We start from the raw sequence: 18,564 nt of genomic DNA, 5'->3' as shown, positions 1-18,564 counted from the left end.
CGGTTTTCTTATGACTATTATATCACATTGATACCCAAATGGAAAGAATTAGAGAAAAATTAGAGATTTTTTAGAGGAGATTTAGAGATTGATGTGATATTATATTATCATAGAACAAGGAGGTAACTCAACATGAAAAAGATAATGAAGATAACAGCATTCATAGCAGCCCTTGTCATGTCGGCTTCCGCAGTGTCATGCAGTAGCAGTAAGCCTGCACAGATAAAGAAGCTCTCAGCAAAGGGCGGATACGCCGAAAAGAAGCTGGAATTTGCATACGGGGATCTGGGACCTGCTTCCGAATTTACCGATATAGGCGGAAAGGTGGGGGCTGTGCTTCCCTATACCGACGAGCTCGGCTACATCTCCAAGGACGGCACAAGGATATTCAGGGACGTGCTTTCCGACCTTGATGAGGTCAACAATGATGACATTGCTACGATATTTGCTGCATCTGAGTACGGATATCTGTACTGGAAAATGAACAGCAATGTATGGGTGCTTTCACCTGACGGCACCGAAAATCAGGTAAGCGGTCTCGAAAACATCATGTATGCGGAGTTCTCAGAGGACGGCAGGCTTTTTGCCTGTAACACCATGGGAGACATACTTGAGGTGGATATAAGCACGGGCGATACCAAAAAGATCACCGGCGGAAACGGAATATTCTCCGCCTTTGACATCATAGGCAGCAATATTATCTACATCGATGATGACGGAGCCCATTTCTATGACATTGACAGCGGCAAGGAGACAGAGGTGCCTGCTGCTCTGAAGGATTTCCTCGGCAGCTACAGACACGAAAGGCTGACCAGCGGCATAGCTGTGGATATATGCCACGGAAATGATGATGACATATACATCGGCTGCTCTGACGGTCTCTACCGTTATGTGATGGGCGGCAATATCATCGAGCAGCTCATAGACGGATTTGTGAGCCGCTTCGGAGACCCCTCCGACGAGATGATCTCGCTGTACTGCGGAGAGGACGGAACGCTCTATGGTGCATTTGTCAGCGGTATTTACAGCTATCGCTTCGATCCCGAGCTTGAGACCACAGCCGCTTCGGAGCTGAAGATCTACACCCTTGAGAAAAACAACACCGTCTCAAAGCTCATCAGCGGCTTTGCCTCTGAAAACAGGGGAGTCAAGGTGGACCTTCAGGTGGGCATGAAGGAGGGTATGACCTACAGCGACGCCATGAAGGAGCTCACAACCCAGATACTCTCGGGAAATGCTCCCGACCTGATGATACTGGACGGTCTTGACATAGAGAACCTCATTGACAAGAATATGCTGACAGATCTGTCGGAGAACAGCGAAGAATGGCTTCCCGAGAATGATCTGCTCAGCAATGTGGTCAACTGGAACGACCATGACGGAAAGCTTTGCAGCGTTGCGTGCAGGTTCAGGCTGCCTGCCGTGGGTGCAGAGGAGGACGAGCTGAAAAAGATACACAGCTATGCGGACATTGCCGACCTCTGCGAGAAATACAGGGAGAAGTACGATCCTAAGGAAACAATTATGGGCTATTATGACGTAAACGACTCCGTAAGGATAGGGCTTATGTATGAGTGGAACAGGCTTTTCGGCATCTCTCCCGACAAGGAGGCTCTGACGGAATTCTTTGACAGCTGCAAGCGCATACATGATGCTGAATATGCCGATAACACCGAGGCATCGATCACCTACTGGAGCCCCGATGTGACCTCCGAAAATGCTTTCAGCGCAAGATTCTGGGGCGCGCTGGGCTATAAGGTCATAGCTACGGGAGCCGTAAATGATATAAGCAGGGATATGAGTATGCTTACCTCTGTTGATGAATCCGTGCTGGGCAAAAAGCTGTCATACAAGCTGGGTATAAGCGAGGACAGCCGCAGCTTCCTTCCTGTCTGCAATATCGGCATAACGCAGTCAGCAAAGAACACCGACGACGCATACAACTTCCTTGCCTATGCCCTCAACGATAAGACACAGGAAAACGGCAACGATTACGATGGCTTCCCCGTAAATGAAAAGGCGCTGAAAAAGATGTATTCCAGAAACAGAAATGATGAATATGATTATACCACATCTCTGGACGTTTACAGCGATGACGGCGAGCTCAAAGACACCGTTGAGCTTGATATAAAGAGCATGGACAACGACGAGGTAAAGGAGTTCGACAACTATATAAAGAGCCTTGATCAGCCTGTGTACATTGAGTATGCGGTAAGAGAAATAGCAGAAGCCGCAGGAGAAAAATGCCTTAACGGCACGGAAACTGCGGAGCAGGCTGCCGAGGAGACCGTGAAGCAGCTTGAACTGAGAATGAAAGAATAGTTATGATAAAAAGATATGATATAAAGAGAAAATATCGTTACCTGCCATTCCTGCTGCCCAGTGCGGCGGGAGTGGCGGTATTCACATTCCTGCCCTTTGCCGATTCATTCCGCAGGTCCTTCTGCGCCGCGGTAACGGGCGATTTTGTCGGGGTAAACAATTATAAAGCCGTGTTCGGCAACGAAGCTTTCGGACTGGCTGTGAAGAACACGGCGGTCTTTACGGCGGTGTGCATACCGCTGCTCATAGGTATCTCCTTCTTCATAGCCTACGGGCTCAGCCGCGTGAAGCACATAAGGCTCATAAAGTCGGTGCTGCTGTTTCCCATGGCAGTACCTACCGCAGCACTGGTGCTCATCTGGCAGATACTTTTCGGGGACGCAGGCTGGATAAACCACATCATCACCTCACACGGTCATGGTGCGGTCAGCTTCCTCGGCTCATCAAAGGCGTTCTGGGTGCTGGTGGGGAGCTATATCTGGAAAAATCTGGGGTACACGGTGCTGCTGTGGCTGACGGGCATAATGGGCGTTTCCACCTCCGTCATCGACGCGGCAAAGGTGGACGGCGCAAACGAGAGACAGGTCCTGTTCCGCATAATACTGCCCGAGCTGAAGCCCGCGCTCTACACCATAACCATAATCTCATTCCTGAACTCCTTCAAGGTGTTCAGGGAAGCCTATCTTGTGGCAGGAGCCTACCCCCACAAGAGCATTTACCTCCTCCAGCACCTGTTCAACAACTGGTTCGTGAACATGGACCTTGACAAGATGGCAGCGGCGGCTGTGGTGGTATTCTCAGTTATATTCGCAGCAGCAGTGCTGCTCCAGAGAGTATGGGACAGAAAGGAGGTCTGACCATGAGGAAAAAGTCAGCAGGACTGCCCCTTTACATCGTAATGGCGATACTCTGCACAGCAGTGCTCTTTCCCGTCATACTGGCTGTGATACTGCCATTTCAGGCGCATAGCGAGCTGAAGGACACCCTTTCGCCCCTTGTGAACTTCACAGGGAAGTACTCCCGTGTGGACCTGCTGCCGCAGTATCCCTCCACGGAGAATTTCAAGGAGCTTCTGGTCTATTCTCCCGAGTTTTACCGTGTTTTCTGGAACTCCCTTCTCATGGTGGGCTGCATACTCCTTTTCCAGACCCTTGTGGCAGTGCCTGCGGCGTGGGCATTTGCAAGGGCTGAATTCAAGGGCAGGCGGCTGCTGTTCAATGTCTATGTCATATTCATGCTCATGCCCTTTCAGGTCACCATGCTTTCACAGTATCTGGTGCTGGACGGCATGGGACTTATGAACAGGCGGCTGGCGGTGATACTGCCTGCGGTGTTCTCGGCTTTCCCTGTATTTCTCATATACAGGGGCTTTGCGGACATTCCCCGTGACGTTGCGGACTCAGCAAGGATAGACGGCGCAAATGAGTGGCAGGTGCTGAGGTACATTGGTCTGCCGCTGGGAAAATCGGGCATACTTGCCTGCGTGGTCATCAGCTTTCTGGACCTGTGGAACATGGTGGAACAGCCCCTGACCTTCCTCAGGGACAAGACAAAGTATCCGCTGTCCCTTTACCTTCCCACACTGGGAGCTGACAGGGGAGAGCTGCTGCTGGCAGCGGCGGCGGTGACGCTGATACCTGCGGTATTCGTATTCGTTATAGGACAGGAGGAGCTTGAGCGGGGCATTATCGCCTCGGCGCTCAAGGAGTAGATATGAAGGAAAACACGAAAAGCAGAGCTGTTAAGCTCTTTGGTATATTTCTGGGAGCCATGCTCATCATGACGGTGGTCTCCCGTTTCATAGTCACGCAGAAAATGCCCGTGGTCACTACCGTAGGCATAAAGAGAGAAAGTATCGCCCACAGAGTTGAGGTGGGAGGAACTATAGAAGCTGAAAAGCAGACCCCTGTATTCGTTGCCGAGGGGCTGAGAGTGTCGGAAGTCTATGTGAAGCAGGGCTCAAAAATAGGCAAGGGCGAGCACCTTATGCGCCTTGATGAGGACTACCTTGCAAGCGAGACCGCCAATGCGGAAAAGGAGCTTGAGGAGTTCATGGAAAAGGGGGACGCCTACACCGAGGGAGACAGGACTCCCGTATTTACCGAGGGTGGGCTCCGCGTGTCGCAGGTATGCGTGAAAAAGGGGGACAGCGTCTATGCAGGACAGCCCCTTATCCGTCTGGATACGGAATATCTCGGGCGTAAGATCAGCGATATGGAGGGGGAGCTGGAATCCCAGAGGCTCACCCGTGACGGTATGTATGAAGCCGATGACAGCCGCTCCGCAGAGGCTCTATCAAAGCAGATAGACGAGAAGCAGCGTGAGCTGGACCGCTATAACAGTATATGGAATGACGGCGGTACCGTCTACAGCTCCTGCGGCGGAGTGGTCACGGATATACTCATAAAGGCAGGAGACATCACCATGGAGCAGGCTGTGGCGCTCATCAGCAGCTCCCCGGAGCTCAGCGGCGAGGCGGAGCGGCTCCGTCGCAGGATAGATGCGCTGAAAAAGGCGGCTGAGCACCTTGGCTACATAAACAGTCCTGCGGGAGGGCTTATCACCGAGGCGACTGTCCGCGCAGGAGACCTTACCTCCGAGGGAGCAGCCTTCATCATCTCCGACGAGAGCTCGGGAAAGCTGTTCTCGGGCATAGTTCCCGACGAAGAGGTGGAGCACCTCAAAGTTGGGGACAAGGTGAGCATATCCGCAGGTGAAAGTGCAAGAGCGAAGGATCAGAAGATAGGTCTCATGACCCGAAAGGGCGGCGATGGGTGCAGGATAGAGGTGTCCGTAGAGAGCGAGGACATTAAGCTGGGAGACATGGCTGAGCTTGTGACCACGAAGCTTTCCGATGAAAGGTATGACTGCATTCCCTTTGAGGCTGTCACCGCTGAAGGCGACAAGGGAAAGGTCTTCTATATCACCGAGACCGAGGGCTTCCTGGGCAAGGAGTACATCGTACACAGCGCCAGCCTCAGGATAAAGGAGGAAACGGGAAATATGTACGCCGTCACCGACCTGGGGCTAACTCCCGAGACCCTTATAGTCAGGACCAGCTCAAAGAAGCTTGCCGAGGGTATGAAGGTAAGGCTGGGATAGTGAAGGAAATCCTTGCGTCGGTCAATCCGAGACAGAAAATATAAAATGCCCCTTTAAGCAGTTATGGCGTTTACCATAGCTCCTTAAAGGGGCATTGATATTGATGATATTGTTCAAGGGAAAACCTGACGTATCAGGTCGTCAATGATGAAGCATTACAAATGGCGGGAGCCCTTACTGGAATACTACGCCCCAGCCCGCGCTGACCTTTCGGTACAAACGCATCTTTTCCTTTTTCTTCATGCTCTTGAGCAGATAGAGAGTTCCGAAAGCCACCAGGAGAGTAAGGAATGCTCCCACGATGATTCCGACTACACCCTTGAGTACGAACAGAGCAAGTACCCAGATGATGATAGCTGCAATAAGGATTATGGGAAGGCAGAATGAAGTGAAGTTCTTATTCTTTACCTTTATGTAGTGCTGTATGTCTCTGAGACTGAAGCACTCATAATTACGGGCAATGAAGTTATCGGGCTGTGCCCATTTGCAGAACGCAGCGAGATTTTCAAACTTTGCCGTGTAATCCTGATAATCGTGGAATTTTTCGTTATACCTTGTGACGCGGTAATAAACTATAACAGCCTGTCCCTGCTGCTCGGCGTCCATAACGTGAATGATGGTACCGACTTCAGCCTGACCCTTCATAGCCTTTGTCACAAGGAACTTTCGGTCTATCGCTTCATCAATATTGAGCAAGTAATTCATAGCTATCCCTTTCCTTAACACGAAATATTAACTGTGCATCTGAGAATATAAAACAGGTCAGTAAACTTTAATGTAAAAGATCCGAACTATAATCATATAAAATTATTATAGCACAAAACTGAATAAAATGCAATACTAAAATAAGTTTCTTTGTTTCAGATGGTAAAGCCGCAGTTCTAAGCCTTACGGGAGCTCCGGAAAAGCGGCTCTGAGACCCCGGTATGTCATATTTATGACATATGCCCCGAAGCGGTCATCACATCTTTTTCTTGAAGTTCAGGTTAGCTTTAGCGACCTTTTTTCTGTCCTTAGCCTGCTTGAGCATATCTTCCTTAGACATATTGTCTGTGGTCTCGACGTCATCGTCGTCGCCGAGGAAGTTATTGAGACGCTTCTTGAAAGCGCTCTCGCCGCCGGGCTTTGATGTAAGAGTAACACTTACGCTCTGAGGCTGCTGATACATACTGCCGCCGTGGAGCGATTGACCTGTATATCCCTGTCTGTAGGGAGCTGCATTCATATTCTGCTGATACATTGAGTTCTGCATTCCGCCGCCGTAAGGAGTGGGCTGAGGCATACCCTGCTGGGGATAGCCCTGCTGCTGAGGGAAGCCCTGCTGGGGATAGCCCTGCTGCTGGGGATAACCCTGCTGCTGAGGGAAGCCCTGCTGGGGATAGCCCTGCTGCTGAGGGAAGCCCTGCTGCTGGGGATAACCCTGCTGCTGAGGGAAGCCCTGCTGCTGGGGATAACCCTGCTGCTGGGGGAAGCCCTGCTGCTGAGGATAGCCCTGCTGTGCGTATACATTGGGGAATCCGCTTGCGCCCATCTGCTGAGCCTCCTCGGGATGCTCATAGAGTGAGTTGAGTGAATCCACCTTATCCTCCTCGCCGTTGTTGAAGGGGTTGGTAGAGTCAACATCGAAGCCGCTTGCGTATTCTGCGGGAGCTCCCAGCTGTTCGGGAGTCTCGTCATAGCCGCTGAGGAAGTCGGTCACTGCGGAAGCGGGAGCCAGACTTGCTGCGGTGGCTGTTTCATCGGGAGAGAGAACTACCTGACAGCTGCCGTTGTCAACGCTTGAATTGACAAGGAGAGCGATAGCCTCGTCCTCGGGCTTGAAATAGCTGTAATCGTCGATAGAGATGACGATGAGCTGTTTAGCGATAACGTGCTTTGCGGTGATAACGGACATTACCGCGATCCTCTCCGCAGGTACATCCTGTACTGTACCCTCGTTTATGGACACGGAAGAAACACCCGAATAAATATCGCCTGAATCGGCAACTATAAGACAGAGACAAGCATCGTAATTGGCGAGCTCGGGTCTGCTGTGTTTAACTGTTTCCGCAAAATTCTTGGCTGTGTTGTAGAGAGAACCTATTTCCATAACAAACACCACTTTTCTTAATTTATTAAACGCGTATCCTGCGTTTTATATCATACTTTCTTTTCAAGCATTGCCGCTTTTCTGTCGGCGGCAGCTTTCTTGTTTTCTGCGACCCTTTTGTTTACAAGGTCGATCCTGTCCTGAAGGAGCTTCTCGTTATAGATACAGGAGAGAGAAATATCGTCCTCTGTACCGAAGCGGGATCTCTTTGTGAGGTTGTTCTTGATGATCTCCTTGAAGGTCTCAATGTTCACGAGCTGACTTGTGATTATGGTATGATAATCGAGGAAATCGTGCTCGCTGCCGAAGGAGGTATAGAGACCGTCGGTAGAGCAGTACATAGCGATGAGCTTTCTGTTGGGAGCATAGAAGCTGCTGAACATGGAAGCTGCATTTGAGTTGCAGACAGAGGCTGTAACGTTAGCGGGGGCGGATTCGTTGTATTCCATAGGCATTACAGCCCTTCCGTCCTCGAAAATGGCTACGAAGCTTCCGTCGCCTATCTGTACGCCGAAGGTATAGTTATCTCCTGTGATACCTGCAACGAGGGTCGTTCCGTAATAGGACTCGGGAGGGATAGCCTCGAACTCCTCGGGAGTGAACTTGCTTTTCTCCTCATCGGTAACGGGATTTTCAGCCAGATGTTTTTCGACCTTCATATTCCAGTTTGAGATTATCTGCTTTTCGATATTTTTAATGATGAGTTTGTGGTTGGCGGGAAGGTTCGCTTCAAGCGCCTCGCGGTCCTCGTAGAACCTGTCGATAGCCTCGATAGTAGCCTCGACAGCGAACTTTGAACCCAGATGGCTCCTGAAGTGCTTCTTGCTTCCGTGTCCGTCGGCAACTACAGCAACAGCGTAGTGGTCGCCCACCTTGAATGCAGAGCTGTCCTGACAAACCAGATTGGTCTTTTCATGGCTTGCGCCCATGACCGAATGGCTGAAGCCGTTAAACATTATCATTCAGTCCTCCTAACGAAATATTGCGAATTACCAGCCTGTATCGAAGGGGACGTCATCTCCGTCGGTCTGGGTGCTTACCAGCTCCTGGATCTGCTGACCGAGGAGCTTCTGCTTAGCTGCGAATACATCTTCCTCGCCCAGCTCATGGTTGGTATCATCGGAGAGAGTCATACTCTTGCTTCCGATCTGTGAAGATGTAACAGCGATTATCTTTATCATCTGAGCCAGCTGTCCGCCCGAATAAGCGTGAACAACTGTATCCTTCGAGCCTGTGAACTCGGCAAGGATATTATCGTTGGCTTCCTGACCGATACCGAGAGCGGCTTTAAGGCCGAACTTGTACCAGCTGTTTGTCTGAAGCTCTCTCAGACCCTCCTTATAGTCGTCCGAGGGATAACCGTCGGTCATAAGGAAGATAACGGGTGCGAAAGAGAGTGAAGGTGAATTGAGGAAGCTGTTTCTTGACATTCTGTGGTTGAGCTCCTTGAATGCAGCGCCCATGCTGGTAACGCCGCTTGCGCGGAGTCTTGCCCACTCAAAGTCCTCTATCGGGATAGGAGTCGAGTACATCCATCTTACTTCTGTAGAGAAGGTGAGTACAGCGACCTTGACCTCTGTATCAGCCTCGCCCACGCGGCGGATCTCAGGAATGAGCTCCTCCATAACGGTATTGAGCTCGCCCATTTTCTTGCCCTTCATTGAACCTGAGGTATCAATGAGGAAGAAGATAACAAGGCTTTTCTTTGAAACGCTGGTAGCGCTGAGGGGATCGTCATCGAAGTCAAGAATACTATCGTCGGATACGGGAGCGGTAGAAACTGTTTCTGCGGTATCAAAATCATCCAGAGGAGAAACGTTCTGAGTCTCGTTCACTTCCGGTTCTGTAACATGTTCATTGCTCATAATTTACATACATCCTTTCAGTAATACTGCTTATGAGAAAGCAGGTTAGATCTGTGCTTTCACTTCGCCGAAATCGATCTCGAGCCCCTGCCATACGGGGAAGCCCTTTCCCGGGGCGATGTCGTAAAATACTCCGTCAGGCATCTTGGCTTTCCACTGCCTGTCTGAGCAGTTCTTTATACCGAGTACTCCCGGCTTGAGCTTATTCTCAACGAGCTCTCCCGCAACGGCTGAGAAGTCGTCGGATTCGGGGATTATCTCGCAGGAATAGAATTTACAGCCCAGGTATAGGGGAGTACGGTAATCGCGGTTGCTGAATCCGATGGTGACGAATTCCATACCGCACTTGGGGCACTTGAATGTTTTCTCGTTCTGATGAATGAACATCGAACTGAAATTAGTTCTTCCGCAGCCGCACTGGATTATCTCTGATCTGAGGCGTATGAACAGCTTCTGCCATTCGTTCTCGATGATACGCTTTGAGGGATCGGTGATACCTGTAGTGAATGAGCGGATGAAGGCGTCCTTGATATAATCGGGGTATATTCTCCAGAACTTGATGATGTTGTCGTGGATACCTCTTACGGGACGGTTTGAATCGTCGTTGGGGTCATACACGAAAACAGCGTTCTGTCCGTAGTGCTTGAGCTCAGAGGACTCTGTAAGGCATACATCGCGTACCACCTTTTCGCCCTCCATGGGGTCGCCTCTGAAGAGGAGCTTAAAGAGAACTACGGCAAGAGAATACTTATCGGTCTGGACATTAGGCTGAGCTATGCCTCTTACGATCTCGGGAGCCATATAGCCCGGCTTACCGCCGATACCGAAGTTGCTTCCGTCGGGAGCGATGTTATCACAGTCGCAGACCAGAACGGCGCCTGTATTCACGTTGATGAAGAAGCCTCCGTCGTTAAGGTCCTGATAGCTCTTACCGGCACGGTGGAGCTGTCTGAAGGCGTTTACGATATTGATAACGCAGGTGACCATAGCGCTGAGGGTATTGAATTTTACGGGACGCTTGGTGCTGCGTCCTGTAAGAGGGTCTATCTCCAGCTTATAGGTATTGAGGATATCAACGAATGAGTCGAAGCCTTCGGGCTTGAGCTCCATGATATATCCGAATGTACCGTCCTCTGCCTCCTTGGTGAGGTATTTCGGCCAGAGGAACTTATTGCTGGGGGGACCGTCATTTATGTTGTTCTGGAGATTTTTGCGGAATGCAGCGGGCTTTGCCATCTTATTGATGTCATACCATTTCAGCGCCCATTTCTGACCGTTGAAGCGGACCAGGTAAACGATACCCTGACCGCCGCTGCCGATGACGCTGAGGACCTTGGCTTTGCCGCCGAATTCCATCTCGACCTCCTGACCTATTTCAAGCTCTATCATATGATCTCATCCTTTCCATTGTTAGTCAAGCTCATATTCTTCAGCCGAGGTCACGAGGACGTACCTTATTCCAGTGGCTAAACAGTATTTATGAACGTAAGAATTTTCTATGCAGTAGATAGTAAGATTGGGACAGTACGAGAAGGCGTTTGCGTCGATGAACTTGATGCTCTCGGGGAGGTAGAGCTTCCTGAGCTTTTCACAGCCCGAGAATGCCTCTGCACCAATGCTGCTGACGCTTGGCGGTATCTCGATGACTTCGAGGCTCGTACAGAATGAGAATGTACTGTCCTCGATCTCCAGCACGCCGTCGGGGATCTTGACGACCACCAGGTTAGCGCACTGGCTGAATGCGCCCTGCTTGATTATCTTGAGTCCCTCGGGAAGTTCAAGACCTCTCAGGCGCTTACAGGAGGAGAAAGCGTATTCTCCGATAGCAAGCAGAGTAGAGGGAAGCTTGATGGTCCTGAGGGAGCCGAATCTGTCGAAGCAGAAGGCTTCCAGCTTTGTATATCCGTCGGGGATGGTGATATTTCCGCTGAGCCTGTATTTGAAGGCGTTACGGGGCATGAATACCATCTCGTTGATATCAACTGATTTTTTCTTTGTTTCGGGCTCTTTCTTTTCTGAGCCGTCCTCACTTTCGGGGAGGACCTTGAGATGTGACTCATAGGGCCAGCCCAGCAGGTATGTATAGCAGGCGACAACGAATTCCGAAGCGTTCTCTGCAAGGAACAGGTCACCGAGCATGAAGCTCTTTGCCTTCATGACAGCTATCTCGCGGTTCTTATCCTCGAGAAGGATCTTCAGGACGCCCATACGGTACATATTAATAAGTAAGCGGCGTTCCTTGTCGTAATCGGGGATGTGGTCGCTGAGAAGTCCGATGAATCTGTCTTTATTCATAACGGCACGGGCGCCGTAGTTAACGACGATAGACCTAAGCTCTTTCTGAAATTCTATAGTATTCTCAAAGCCTTCTATATTCTGCGGGACAGGAGCACCGCATTCGGGGCAGGCTGTAAGCTTCGGGTCAAGTTGTGCGTTGCATTTCTCGCATTGCATGGTCTCTCCTCCTGACATAAAAATATAGCAGCGCAATAAATGCGTATTTATATTGTTATCACGATTAGTATAACACTTTTCTATTTTAATGTCAAGCAAAAAGGACGGCGGATACAAAATTTGAATTATCTTTTACAAAAAGAAGTGTGCTTGTTTGTGCAATATTGAAAATCCTTTTACAGTGCGTAATATCGGCATGAAATATTATCCGTCCTCCGGCAGCCCGGGAATACTGTAAATAAATGAAGCAAAACAACTTTAGGTATAAAATTGATTAAATTGCATATAAAATTTTTGATTTTTTTGTACATGGTTGCGGGAATGTATTTACAAAATACTGTTGAAATTCGGGAAGAAATGTGATAGAATTAAGTATGGATATCAATAGATAGCCTGACAGGGGTGTTACCGCAAGCTAAGACGTTGTTAATAGGCGCAGCATTTAAAGTCGCGGCAGGTATCCTGCGGTAGAACAGGCTTAATTGATCAAAGGAGGTTCAGTATTATGAACAAGAAAAACAGAAGAGGTGTTTTCAGGGCAGTTACGGCTTGTGCACTTTCTGCTGCAATGCTCATTGCGGGCGGATGCGGAAAGCCCGGCGGTCCCGGCGGTCAACACGGACCTTACGGTTCTCAGGGCGGTACTATCTACGTTATCGGAAAGCAGCCGCTCAGCTTCTGGGACGATGTAAGAAAGGGCGCTGAAGATGCAGGTGAAGAGTTCGGTTACGATATAGTTTATCGTCAGGGAACAAGCGATAACGACTATTCTTCACAGGAAGCAGACATTCAGGACGCTATCAAGAAAAAGGCAAAGGCGATAGTTATCGCGCCCAACGGCAAGACAGAGCTCAACAGTGCTTTTGAAGAGGCAGAAAAAGCAGGTATCAAGATCATCAATATCAACTCAAAGGCTGATTATGATGGTGTTATCACATTTGTACGCTGCTCCGATAAGGAAAGCGGCTCTCTCGCAGCAAGAAATGCGGTAAAGCTTCTCAAGGCAAAAGATCCCGAGCTGGCTGGTCTCAAGAATATTGCGATCATCCCGCATACAGCCTCAACTGCTGAAGAGCGTGTATCGGGCTTTGTTGAAGCATTTACAGAACAGGCTTCAGATGCTATCGCTCCCGTTAATATGACAGAGAATAACGAGGCTAAGGCAAAGGAGAACAGAGACGCCAAGAAGAATGACTTCAAGAAGGGCATCGTCAAGGGCGCTGCCTGCTCAAAGCGTGAGGTTGCCGAGGCTGAGGCAAGGGAGATCCTTGAGGCAAATGCAGGCAATATCTCTGTTATGTACGGTACAAACACAAATACCACACTCGGTATCTGTGACGCCGTAAGCGCACTCGACCTTCAGGACGATGTCGTAGTTATCGGCTTCAATTCGGATATGGACGAGATAAACTATATCAATAACCATGTACTTGACGGTACTATAATCCAGAATCCTTACATGATGGGATACGTTGGCGTAAGATACGCAAAGAAGATCATCTCGGGCGACAGCTGTGCCGCAAGAGTCGATACAGGTGCTGTATTCGTAACCGCAGACAACATCAACGAGGAGTTCATCCAGCTCATGATGTTCCCTGACGGCAGACCCGATGAAAAAGGAGAAGGAGGTGAGGGTTAATGGCAAAGAATAAGAAGTCAAAGGGTTCAGGTGCATACGTGTTCGCCGGTATTCTTATCGCTATCATCTATGTCATCAATACCTTCCTCGTTGAAAGCATCTACTGGGGCAACCAGGAGGTTTCACAGAAGACAGGACAGGCTATGAACGCCCTCAATAAGATCAACGGCGAGCTCACATCCATCAATATGGACAGTATCAGTATCGCAGCAGGTATCATCGCCCCCGAGGACATTGGAATGGTAATGGGCGATACAGAGAGAAGATACGGAAACATCATAGCTTCCGAGCATCAGTTCGAGGCTATCGACGGTCTTTCTCCCGCCGTTGTAAAGAGATACAATTATGCTAAGGCGCTCATCACCGCGTTCAAGGCAAAGCTCGAAAGCCTCGGTTCCGGAGCTGTCAGAGAAGGTAACGAGGCCGAGATGAGAGACCTTCTGAAGCAGGAGATCTATCCTCTTCAGACTACCGCTTCCGAAATGCTTACATCTACCATCGACGGCGTTAACGTTGAGGCCGCAAAGATGTCAGCAGCCAACACCAAGAGAGCATTCCTCCTCATGACTGTAATGATGATCGTTGCTATCCTCGGTGAGGTCGTTGTATGGATCTTCGCAAGACGTGCAAAGAAGATGAGAGCAGAGCTGGAAGAGCGTGAGAAGAACCTTGCAGAGGTCGACGCAAAGCTCAAGGCTACACGTCAGAAGGCAAGCGACCTTGCTGTTATCAACGTTCTTACAGGTATGAAGAACCGTTACGCTCTCGACAGCGACATAAGCGACAGACTCGAATCAGGCAGATTCAATATCGCCGTATTCGATATGGATAACTTCAGAAGCATCAACGATACTTACGGATACGATTTCGGTGACGAGTACCTCGCAGCTGTAGCCGAGAAGCTCAAGGAGGAGTTCGGCGAGGTAGCTGAGATCTACAACATCACAGGAAACGAATTCTGCTTCGTATTCAATTCAAGCATTACCGAGAGCCAGGCAATGGGTATCGCTCAGAACATCCAGCGTGTAATGAGCAGCCCCTATGAGGTCCTCAACCTTGCGGTACAGCTTCCCTGCTCAGGCGCTGTTTACCACTACCTGCCCGGCGATTGTCTCAACGTAAACTCACTGCTGGTTAAACTCGACACAGCTCTGAGAACCGTTAAGATGAACGGCGGTAATATGATCAATACAGTAATGAATATGTAAGATCCTTCACGGAACGGCTGTCTGAAAAGGCAGCCGTTCTTTTATGCCCGAAATTGTTGACAGATAGTAGGAAAAGTGATAGAATATACTTATTGAATAATGAAAGGCAGGTGTGATCGGTGAAAAAATATGCGGTATACAGCTCTCCTACGGGGGATTATTGCTACAGATATGCGGATACCGAGGAAGCTCTCAAAGGCACGGGCTTCGAGGATATAATCACCGAGGAACAGCTGCCCGTGGTCTTCGACGGCAGAGGCGGCTATTTCCGCTTCCGTGAGGACGACCATGACTTCAGCAGGATAATCGAATCCGATAAGGAGTATCCCCTTGAGCTGGAGGAGATGTTCAAGCTCAACGACCCCGATTTCAAGCTGGGCTGGATCTCTCCCGATGGCGACACCTACTCCTGCGCCTTCACCAACCACAATAAGTGCGCAAAAATGATAGCTATGAAGTACTATCCAAACGCCCGCTTCCCCGAGAGGACCCTGGACAGGAACGGCTGGCTCCAGGTGATGGATTCATGGGACGGCACCCAGCAGCACCACGGTCAGTTCGTCTATACCGAAAAGGGCATCATTACCAAGCGTCAGGCGGACAGGCTCTTCGACCTGGGACTGTACAACAATTCGGAAGTACAGAAGATGATAAAGGACAGCGAAAACGATTGGTAATGCCAATATCAGGAAAAATCAGCATTGGGCGGTTTACATAAAACCGCCCTGTTTTTTGTGCAGTTTTTTTATTGACTATATTCCCGTTATGGTGTATAATTATTTTATATCATACTCGGTAAGTGCGCTCGGCGGTGTTTGTCTGAAATCAGTCCCGCCGCAGCATCGGGTGTTGCAAGGAGGATATACTTATGGCTGAGGCAAGATTTATCAAAACAGTGACCTTCGGCGGATATGAGAAAGAAGCCGTAATAAAACGAATGGAGTTTCTGAATACTCAGGTTCACGACCTCAGGAACGAGCTCAGGGAGACTAAGCTCCTTCTGGAAGCCTACAGAAAAGGCTCGGATCAGGAAAAGGCTCTGGAATCAGTGCTCTCCGAGGAGCGCGCTAAGCTCACACAGGTACAGGTACAGAACAACACCCTCAACCTGAAGCTGAAGGCTACGGACGATGAGAACCGTACCTTTGAGCAGGAGATAAAGGATCAGCAGGCAGAGATCGCCGAGCTGAAGGACAAGCTGAAGGCTGCCGAATCGAAATGCGCCGCCCTGATGGCTCAGGACGAGGCAATGGCTCTGAGCAACGTTTTCATCGAGGCTCAGAAGTCATCGGCTATGCTGGAGGGAACTGCAAAGGCTAAGGCTGCCGAGATAGAGTTCAATTCAAAGAAGCTGGCTGAAAATATAGTTTCAGATGCCAACGTTGAGGCTGAACAGATAATTTATGAGGCAGAAAAAACTGCCGCAGAAAAAATAGCAGAGGCTAAGAACAGAGCCGAGCAGATGGAGGTTGCTTCCAATAACCTGAGAGCGGCTGCCCTCGATGACGTTGCCGAACTGAAAAAACAGGTTGAGTTCATGGCTAATGCCTTCGAGACCCTTCGCGATGAGGGCATAGAGAGACTGGAAAAGGCAAGAGAGCTTCTCGGCGATACCGAGACGACCCTCAAGAACGGCGGCGTTCCCGTGTTCAGAGAGCCTAAGGTCTATGAGCCTGAGCTCCCCGAGCAGCCTATTACTCTTTCGGAGAAAATGCGCGAAGATTCACGCAATGAGGAAGAAAGGCGCAAAAAACAGGAGGAGCTTGACAAGCTCAGACAGATGGCAGAGTCCATCGGGAGTAAAAAGGAAGACTACGATAAGGATACAGCCGAGGAAACGCCCTCAGAGCCCGCTGAAGAACAGCAGCAGGACACAGCAGCAGAAGAAAAACCTGCAGAGGGAGAGAAAAAAAGCGGAAAGATAGACCTTGCAGCCCTGGCAGCAAAGGCTAATTCCATCGGCAAAAAATAATGAGGATCACTTTCTGATTTGCAGTAAGGAGTTATTATAGTTATGAGTGAACTGATCATCGTAAAACCTGAAAAGTGCGTCGGCTGCAATGCCTGCGTCAGAGAATGTCCCGCCCCCGAGGCAAATATGACAAAACAGCTTGAGGACGGCAGATTTATCACCATGGTTAATCACGATAAGTGTATCGGCTGCGGTGAGTGCGTCAAGAAGTGTAATCACGGCGCAAGAGACTTTATCGACGATACCGATGAATGTATCGCCGATATAATCAAGGAAAAGATAATCATTATGGCTTCTCCCGCCATAAAGACCGTTCTTCCCACAAAGTGGAAGGGCGTTCTTGACTGGTTCAAGAAGCAGGGATGTACCATATTCGATGTTTCCTTCGGTGCGGATATTTGCACATGGGCTCATCTGAGGACCATCGAGCAGGATAAGATAGGCAATATCATCACACAGCAATGTCCTGCTATAGTAAAGTATATCGAGATATACCAGCCTAAGCTCCTTCAGAATCTCTCGCCTATCCACAGCCCTGCTGCCTGCAGCGCTATATACATAAAGAAGTACCTGAGAAGAAATAACCCCATAGCCTTCATCACTCCCTGTATCGCAGCAAGGAACGAGGCTAAGGATACAGAGCTCTTCGATTACAATATCACTATCAAGAAGCTCCTTGAATACTTCGACAGGAACGATATAACAATACCCATAGACACCTCAGAGGATTATGAGTACAAGTTTGACGAGCCCCAGGGACAGCTGGGTTCCATTTATTCACGTCCCGGCGGACTCAGAGATAATCTCTGGATACATGACCCCGAGCTCAATATCACCAATTCAGAGGGCGTCCACAAGGTGTTCAGCGAGATAGAGATGTACGGCAGGATGCCCGAGTCCAAGCACCCCAAGGTATTCGATGTTCTCTCATGTGAGTTCGGCTGTAATATAGGCCCCGCTTCTGGTACAAAGCATACCGTTTTCGATGTTATGTCAACAATGCGCGCTATCGAGAATGATGCCAAGGGACGCAGAAAGTCCACAGGTATCATGGGCAGAGGCGACGACAGGCTCTTCAAGAGATTTGATGACGAGCTCAGAGTTGCCGATTTCCTCAGGAACTACAAGCCATCAATGCCTACTCCCGTTCCCGGAAACGCACAGCTTGACCCCATTTTCAAGAAGATGGGTATGCACACCGAGGAGGACCGAAAGTATGACTGTCACGCCTGCGGATACGATACCTGCCGCGACATGGCTATCGCTATCTACCGCGGACTCAATACTCCCGATAACTGTATCGTTCACGCAAAGTCAGTCCTTCTGGCAAGACATTCAGCCCTCAACAGGCAGAATGAGCAGCTGGACGAGATCACCGCAGAATGTCTTGAGCTTTCAGACAAGCTGAAGGACAACGTTGCAAAGATCAACGAGAATATGAAGAATATCGGCGAGTCCACCACCGCTACCAGCGAGAGAGCTGCTGTAGTAAAGGATCTGCTGGAGAATGTAGTTACCTTCTGTAATGAAAACTCCACTATGGACGCTGACAGCGTCTCACAGCTCACATCTATCCTGGAGACCACCATTGCGGCATTCAGTGCCCTTGATGACAACGTAAGCAGGACAAATGAGAGTTCAGAGACCATAAATCAGTCCATAAACGATATTATTTCGCTGGTCGGCGAGATAAACGGAGTTCTCGGCAAGACCGAAAATGCCGAGCCTGTAGAGGTAAAGGCAGAATAAATACTGAAATAAAACAAGCCCCGAAGCATTTCAAAGTGCTTCGGGGCATTTGTGTTTATATGGTTGCTAAGGTAAATCAGAATTTATCGTAATACCTTGCGGCAACTATGAATGGGATTCCAAAGGGACTGTGTTCCTTTGGCAGAGTCCAGAGGCAGCGCCTC

General features: G+C 49.5%; 15 protein-coding genes. 9 read left to right on the top strand and 6 right to left on the bottom strand.

Translation table 11 applies throughout. From position 1 onward, the window contains the following. The first annotated feature begins 132 nt into the window (after window positions 1–132). Genes T488_RS0114930 through T488_RS0114915 form a run of 4 tightly spaced genes read left to right on the top strand, consistent with a single transcriptional unit; the run spans window position 133 to window position 5,424 of the window. Complete coding sequence (locus T488_RS0114930) at window positions 133–2,322, top strand: ABC transporter substrate-binding protein (protein WP_028521496.1); 2,190 nt, start codon at window positions 133–135, stop codon at window positions 2,320–2,322. Between the two features lie 2 nt (window positions 2,323–2,324). Continuing rightward, window positions 2,325–3,179 (top strand): carbohydrate ABC transporter permease, encoded by an 855-nt coding sequence (locus T488_RS0114925; protein WP_037298541.1) that lies wholly within the window; start codon window positions 2,325–2,327, stop codon window positions 3,177–3,179. Further along, complete coding sequence (locus T488_RS0114920) at window positions 3,158–4,033, top strand: carbohydrate ABC transporter permease (RefSeq protein WP_242838364.1); 876 nt, start codon at window positions 3,158–3,160, stop codon at window positions 4,031–4,033. Before T488_RS0114925 ends, T488_RS0114920 begins: the two co-directional genes overlap by 22 nt. 2 nt (window positions 4,034–4,035) lie before the next feature. Then, window positions 4,036–5,424 carry an HlyD family secretion protein gene (locus T488_RS0114915; RefSeq protein WP_028521493.1) on the top strand — a complete coding sequence of 463 codons (1,389 nt, stop codon included), beginning with the start codon at window positions 4,036–4,038 and terminating at the stop codon, window positions 5,422–5,424. A 174-nt stretch (window positions 5,425–5,598) separates the two neighbouring features. On the opposite strand, the gene T488_RS0114910 is transcribed toward T488_RS0114915, so the two are convergent. The 6 genes from T488_RS0114910 to T488_RS0114885 all read right to left on the bottom strand — a co-directional run bounded on the left by T488_RS0114910 (window position 5,599) and on the right by T488_RS0114885 (window position 11,832). Beyond that, on the bottom strand, window positions 5,599–6,129 hold the full coding sequence (locus T488_RS0114910; RefSeq protein ID WP_028521492.1) for a hypothetical protein: 531 nt from the start codon (window positions 6,127–6,129) through the stop codon (window positions 5,599–5,601). Between the two features lie 256 nt (window positions 6,130–6,385). Then, window positions 6,386–7,513: a hypothetical protein gene (locus T488_RS19940; RefSeq protein WP_051536513.1), complete on the bottom strand. Its 1,128-nt coding sequence runs from the start codon at window positions 7,511–7,513 to the stop codon at window positions 6,386–6,388. 50 nt (window positions 7,514–7,563) lie between these two features. Then, window positions 7,564–8,475 (bottom strand): PP2C family serine/threonine-protein phosphatase, encoded by a 912-nt coding sequence (locus T488_RS0114900; protein WP_242838363.1) that lies wholly within the window; start codon window positions 8,473–8,475, stop codon window positions 7,564–7,566. 27 nt (window positions 8,476–8,502) lie between these two features. Continuing rightward, window positions 8,503–9,378, bottom strand: coding sequence for a vWA domain-containing protein (locus tag T488_RS0114895; RefSeq protein ID WP_028521490.1), 876 nt, complete (start codon window positions 9,376–9,378; stop codon window positions 8,503–8,505). A gap of 45 nt (window positions 9,379–9,423) precedes the next feature. Continuing rightward, on the bottom strand, window positions 9,424–10,767 hold the full coding sequence (locus tag T488_RS0114890; protein ID WP_028521489.1) for a serine/threonine protein kinase: 1,344 nt from the start codon (window positions 10,765–10,767) through the stop codon (window positions 9,424–9,426). A gap of 21 nt (window positions 10,768–10,788) precedes the next feature. Next, window positions 10,789–11,832: a leucine-rich repeat domain-containing protein gene (locus tag T488_RS0114885; protein ID WP_028521488.1), complete on the bottom strand. Its 1,044-nt coding sequence runs from the start codon at window positions 11,830–11,832 to the stop codon at window positions 10,789–10,791. Window positions 11,833–12,337: 505 nt separating this feature from the next. Between T488_RS0114885 and T488_RS0114880 the strand changes: the two genes are divergently transcribed. From T488_RS0114880 to T488_RS0114860, 5 genes are all read left to right on the top strand, one after another. Next, a complete protein-coding gene (locus tag T488_RS0114880) occupies window positions 12,338–13,471 on the top strand; it encodes a sugar ABC transporter substrate-binding protein (RefSeq protein WP_028521487.1) in 1,134 nt (377 codons plus the stop codon). Next, window positions 13,471–14,679, top strand: a complete 1,209-nt coding sequence (locus T488_RS0114875; protein WP_028521486.1) for a GGDEF domain-containing protein — start codon at window positions 13,471–13,473, stop codon at window positions 14,677–14,679. The genes T488_RS0114880 and T488_RS0114875 overlap by 1 nt, the downstream gene beginning before the upstream one ends. A 119-nt stretch (window positions 14,680–14,798) precedes the next feature. Then, entirely contained in the window at window positions 14,799–15,356 is a 558-nt protein-coding gene (locus T488_RS0114870) for a hypothetical protein (protein ID WP_028521485.1), read from the top strand. A gap of 191 nt (window positions 15,357–15,547) precedes the next feature. Then, entirely contained in the window at window positions 15,548–16,651 is a 1,104-nt protein-coding gene (locus T488_RS0114865) for a hypothetical protein (RefSeq protein WP_028521484.1), read from the top strand. Between the two features lie 42 nt (window positions 16,652–16,693). Continuing rightward, window positions 16,694–18,400 (top strand): [Fe-Fe] hydrogenase large subunit C-terminal domain-containing protein, encoded by a 1,707-nt coding sequence (locus T488_RS0114860; protein ID WP_028521483.1) that lies wholly within the window; start codon window positions 16,694–16,696, stop codon window positions 18,398–18,400. Window positions 18,401–18,564 lie beyond the last annotated feature (164 nt).

This window comes from Ruminococcus flavefaciens ND2009, from assembly GCF_000621785.1.
Taxonomy (GTDB): Bacteria; Bacillota; Clostridia; order Oscillospirales; family Ruminococcaceae; genus Ruminococcus; species Ruminococcus flavefaciens_C.
Note: the sequence above shows the minus strand (reverse complement) of the source record. Positions and strands in the feature narration are given on the sequence as shown.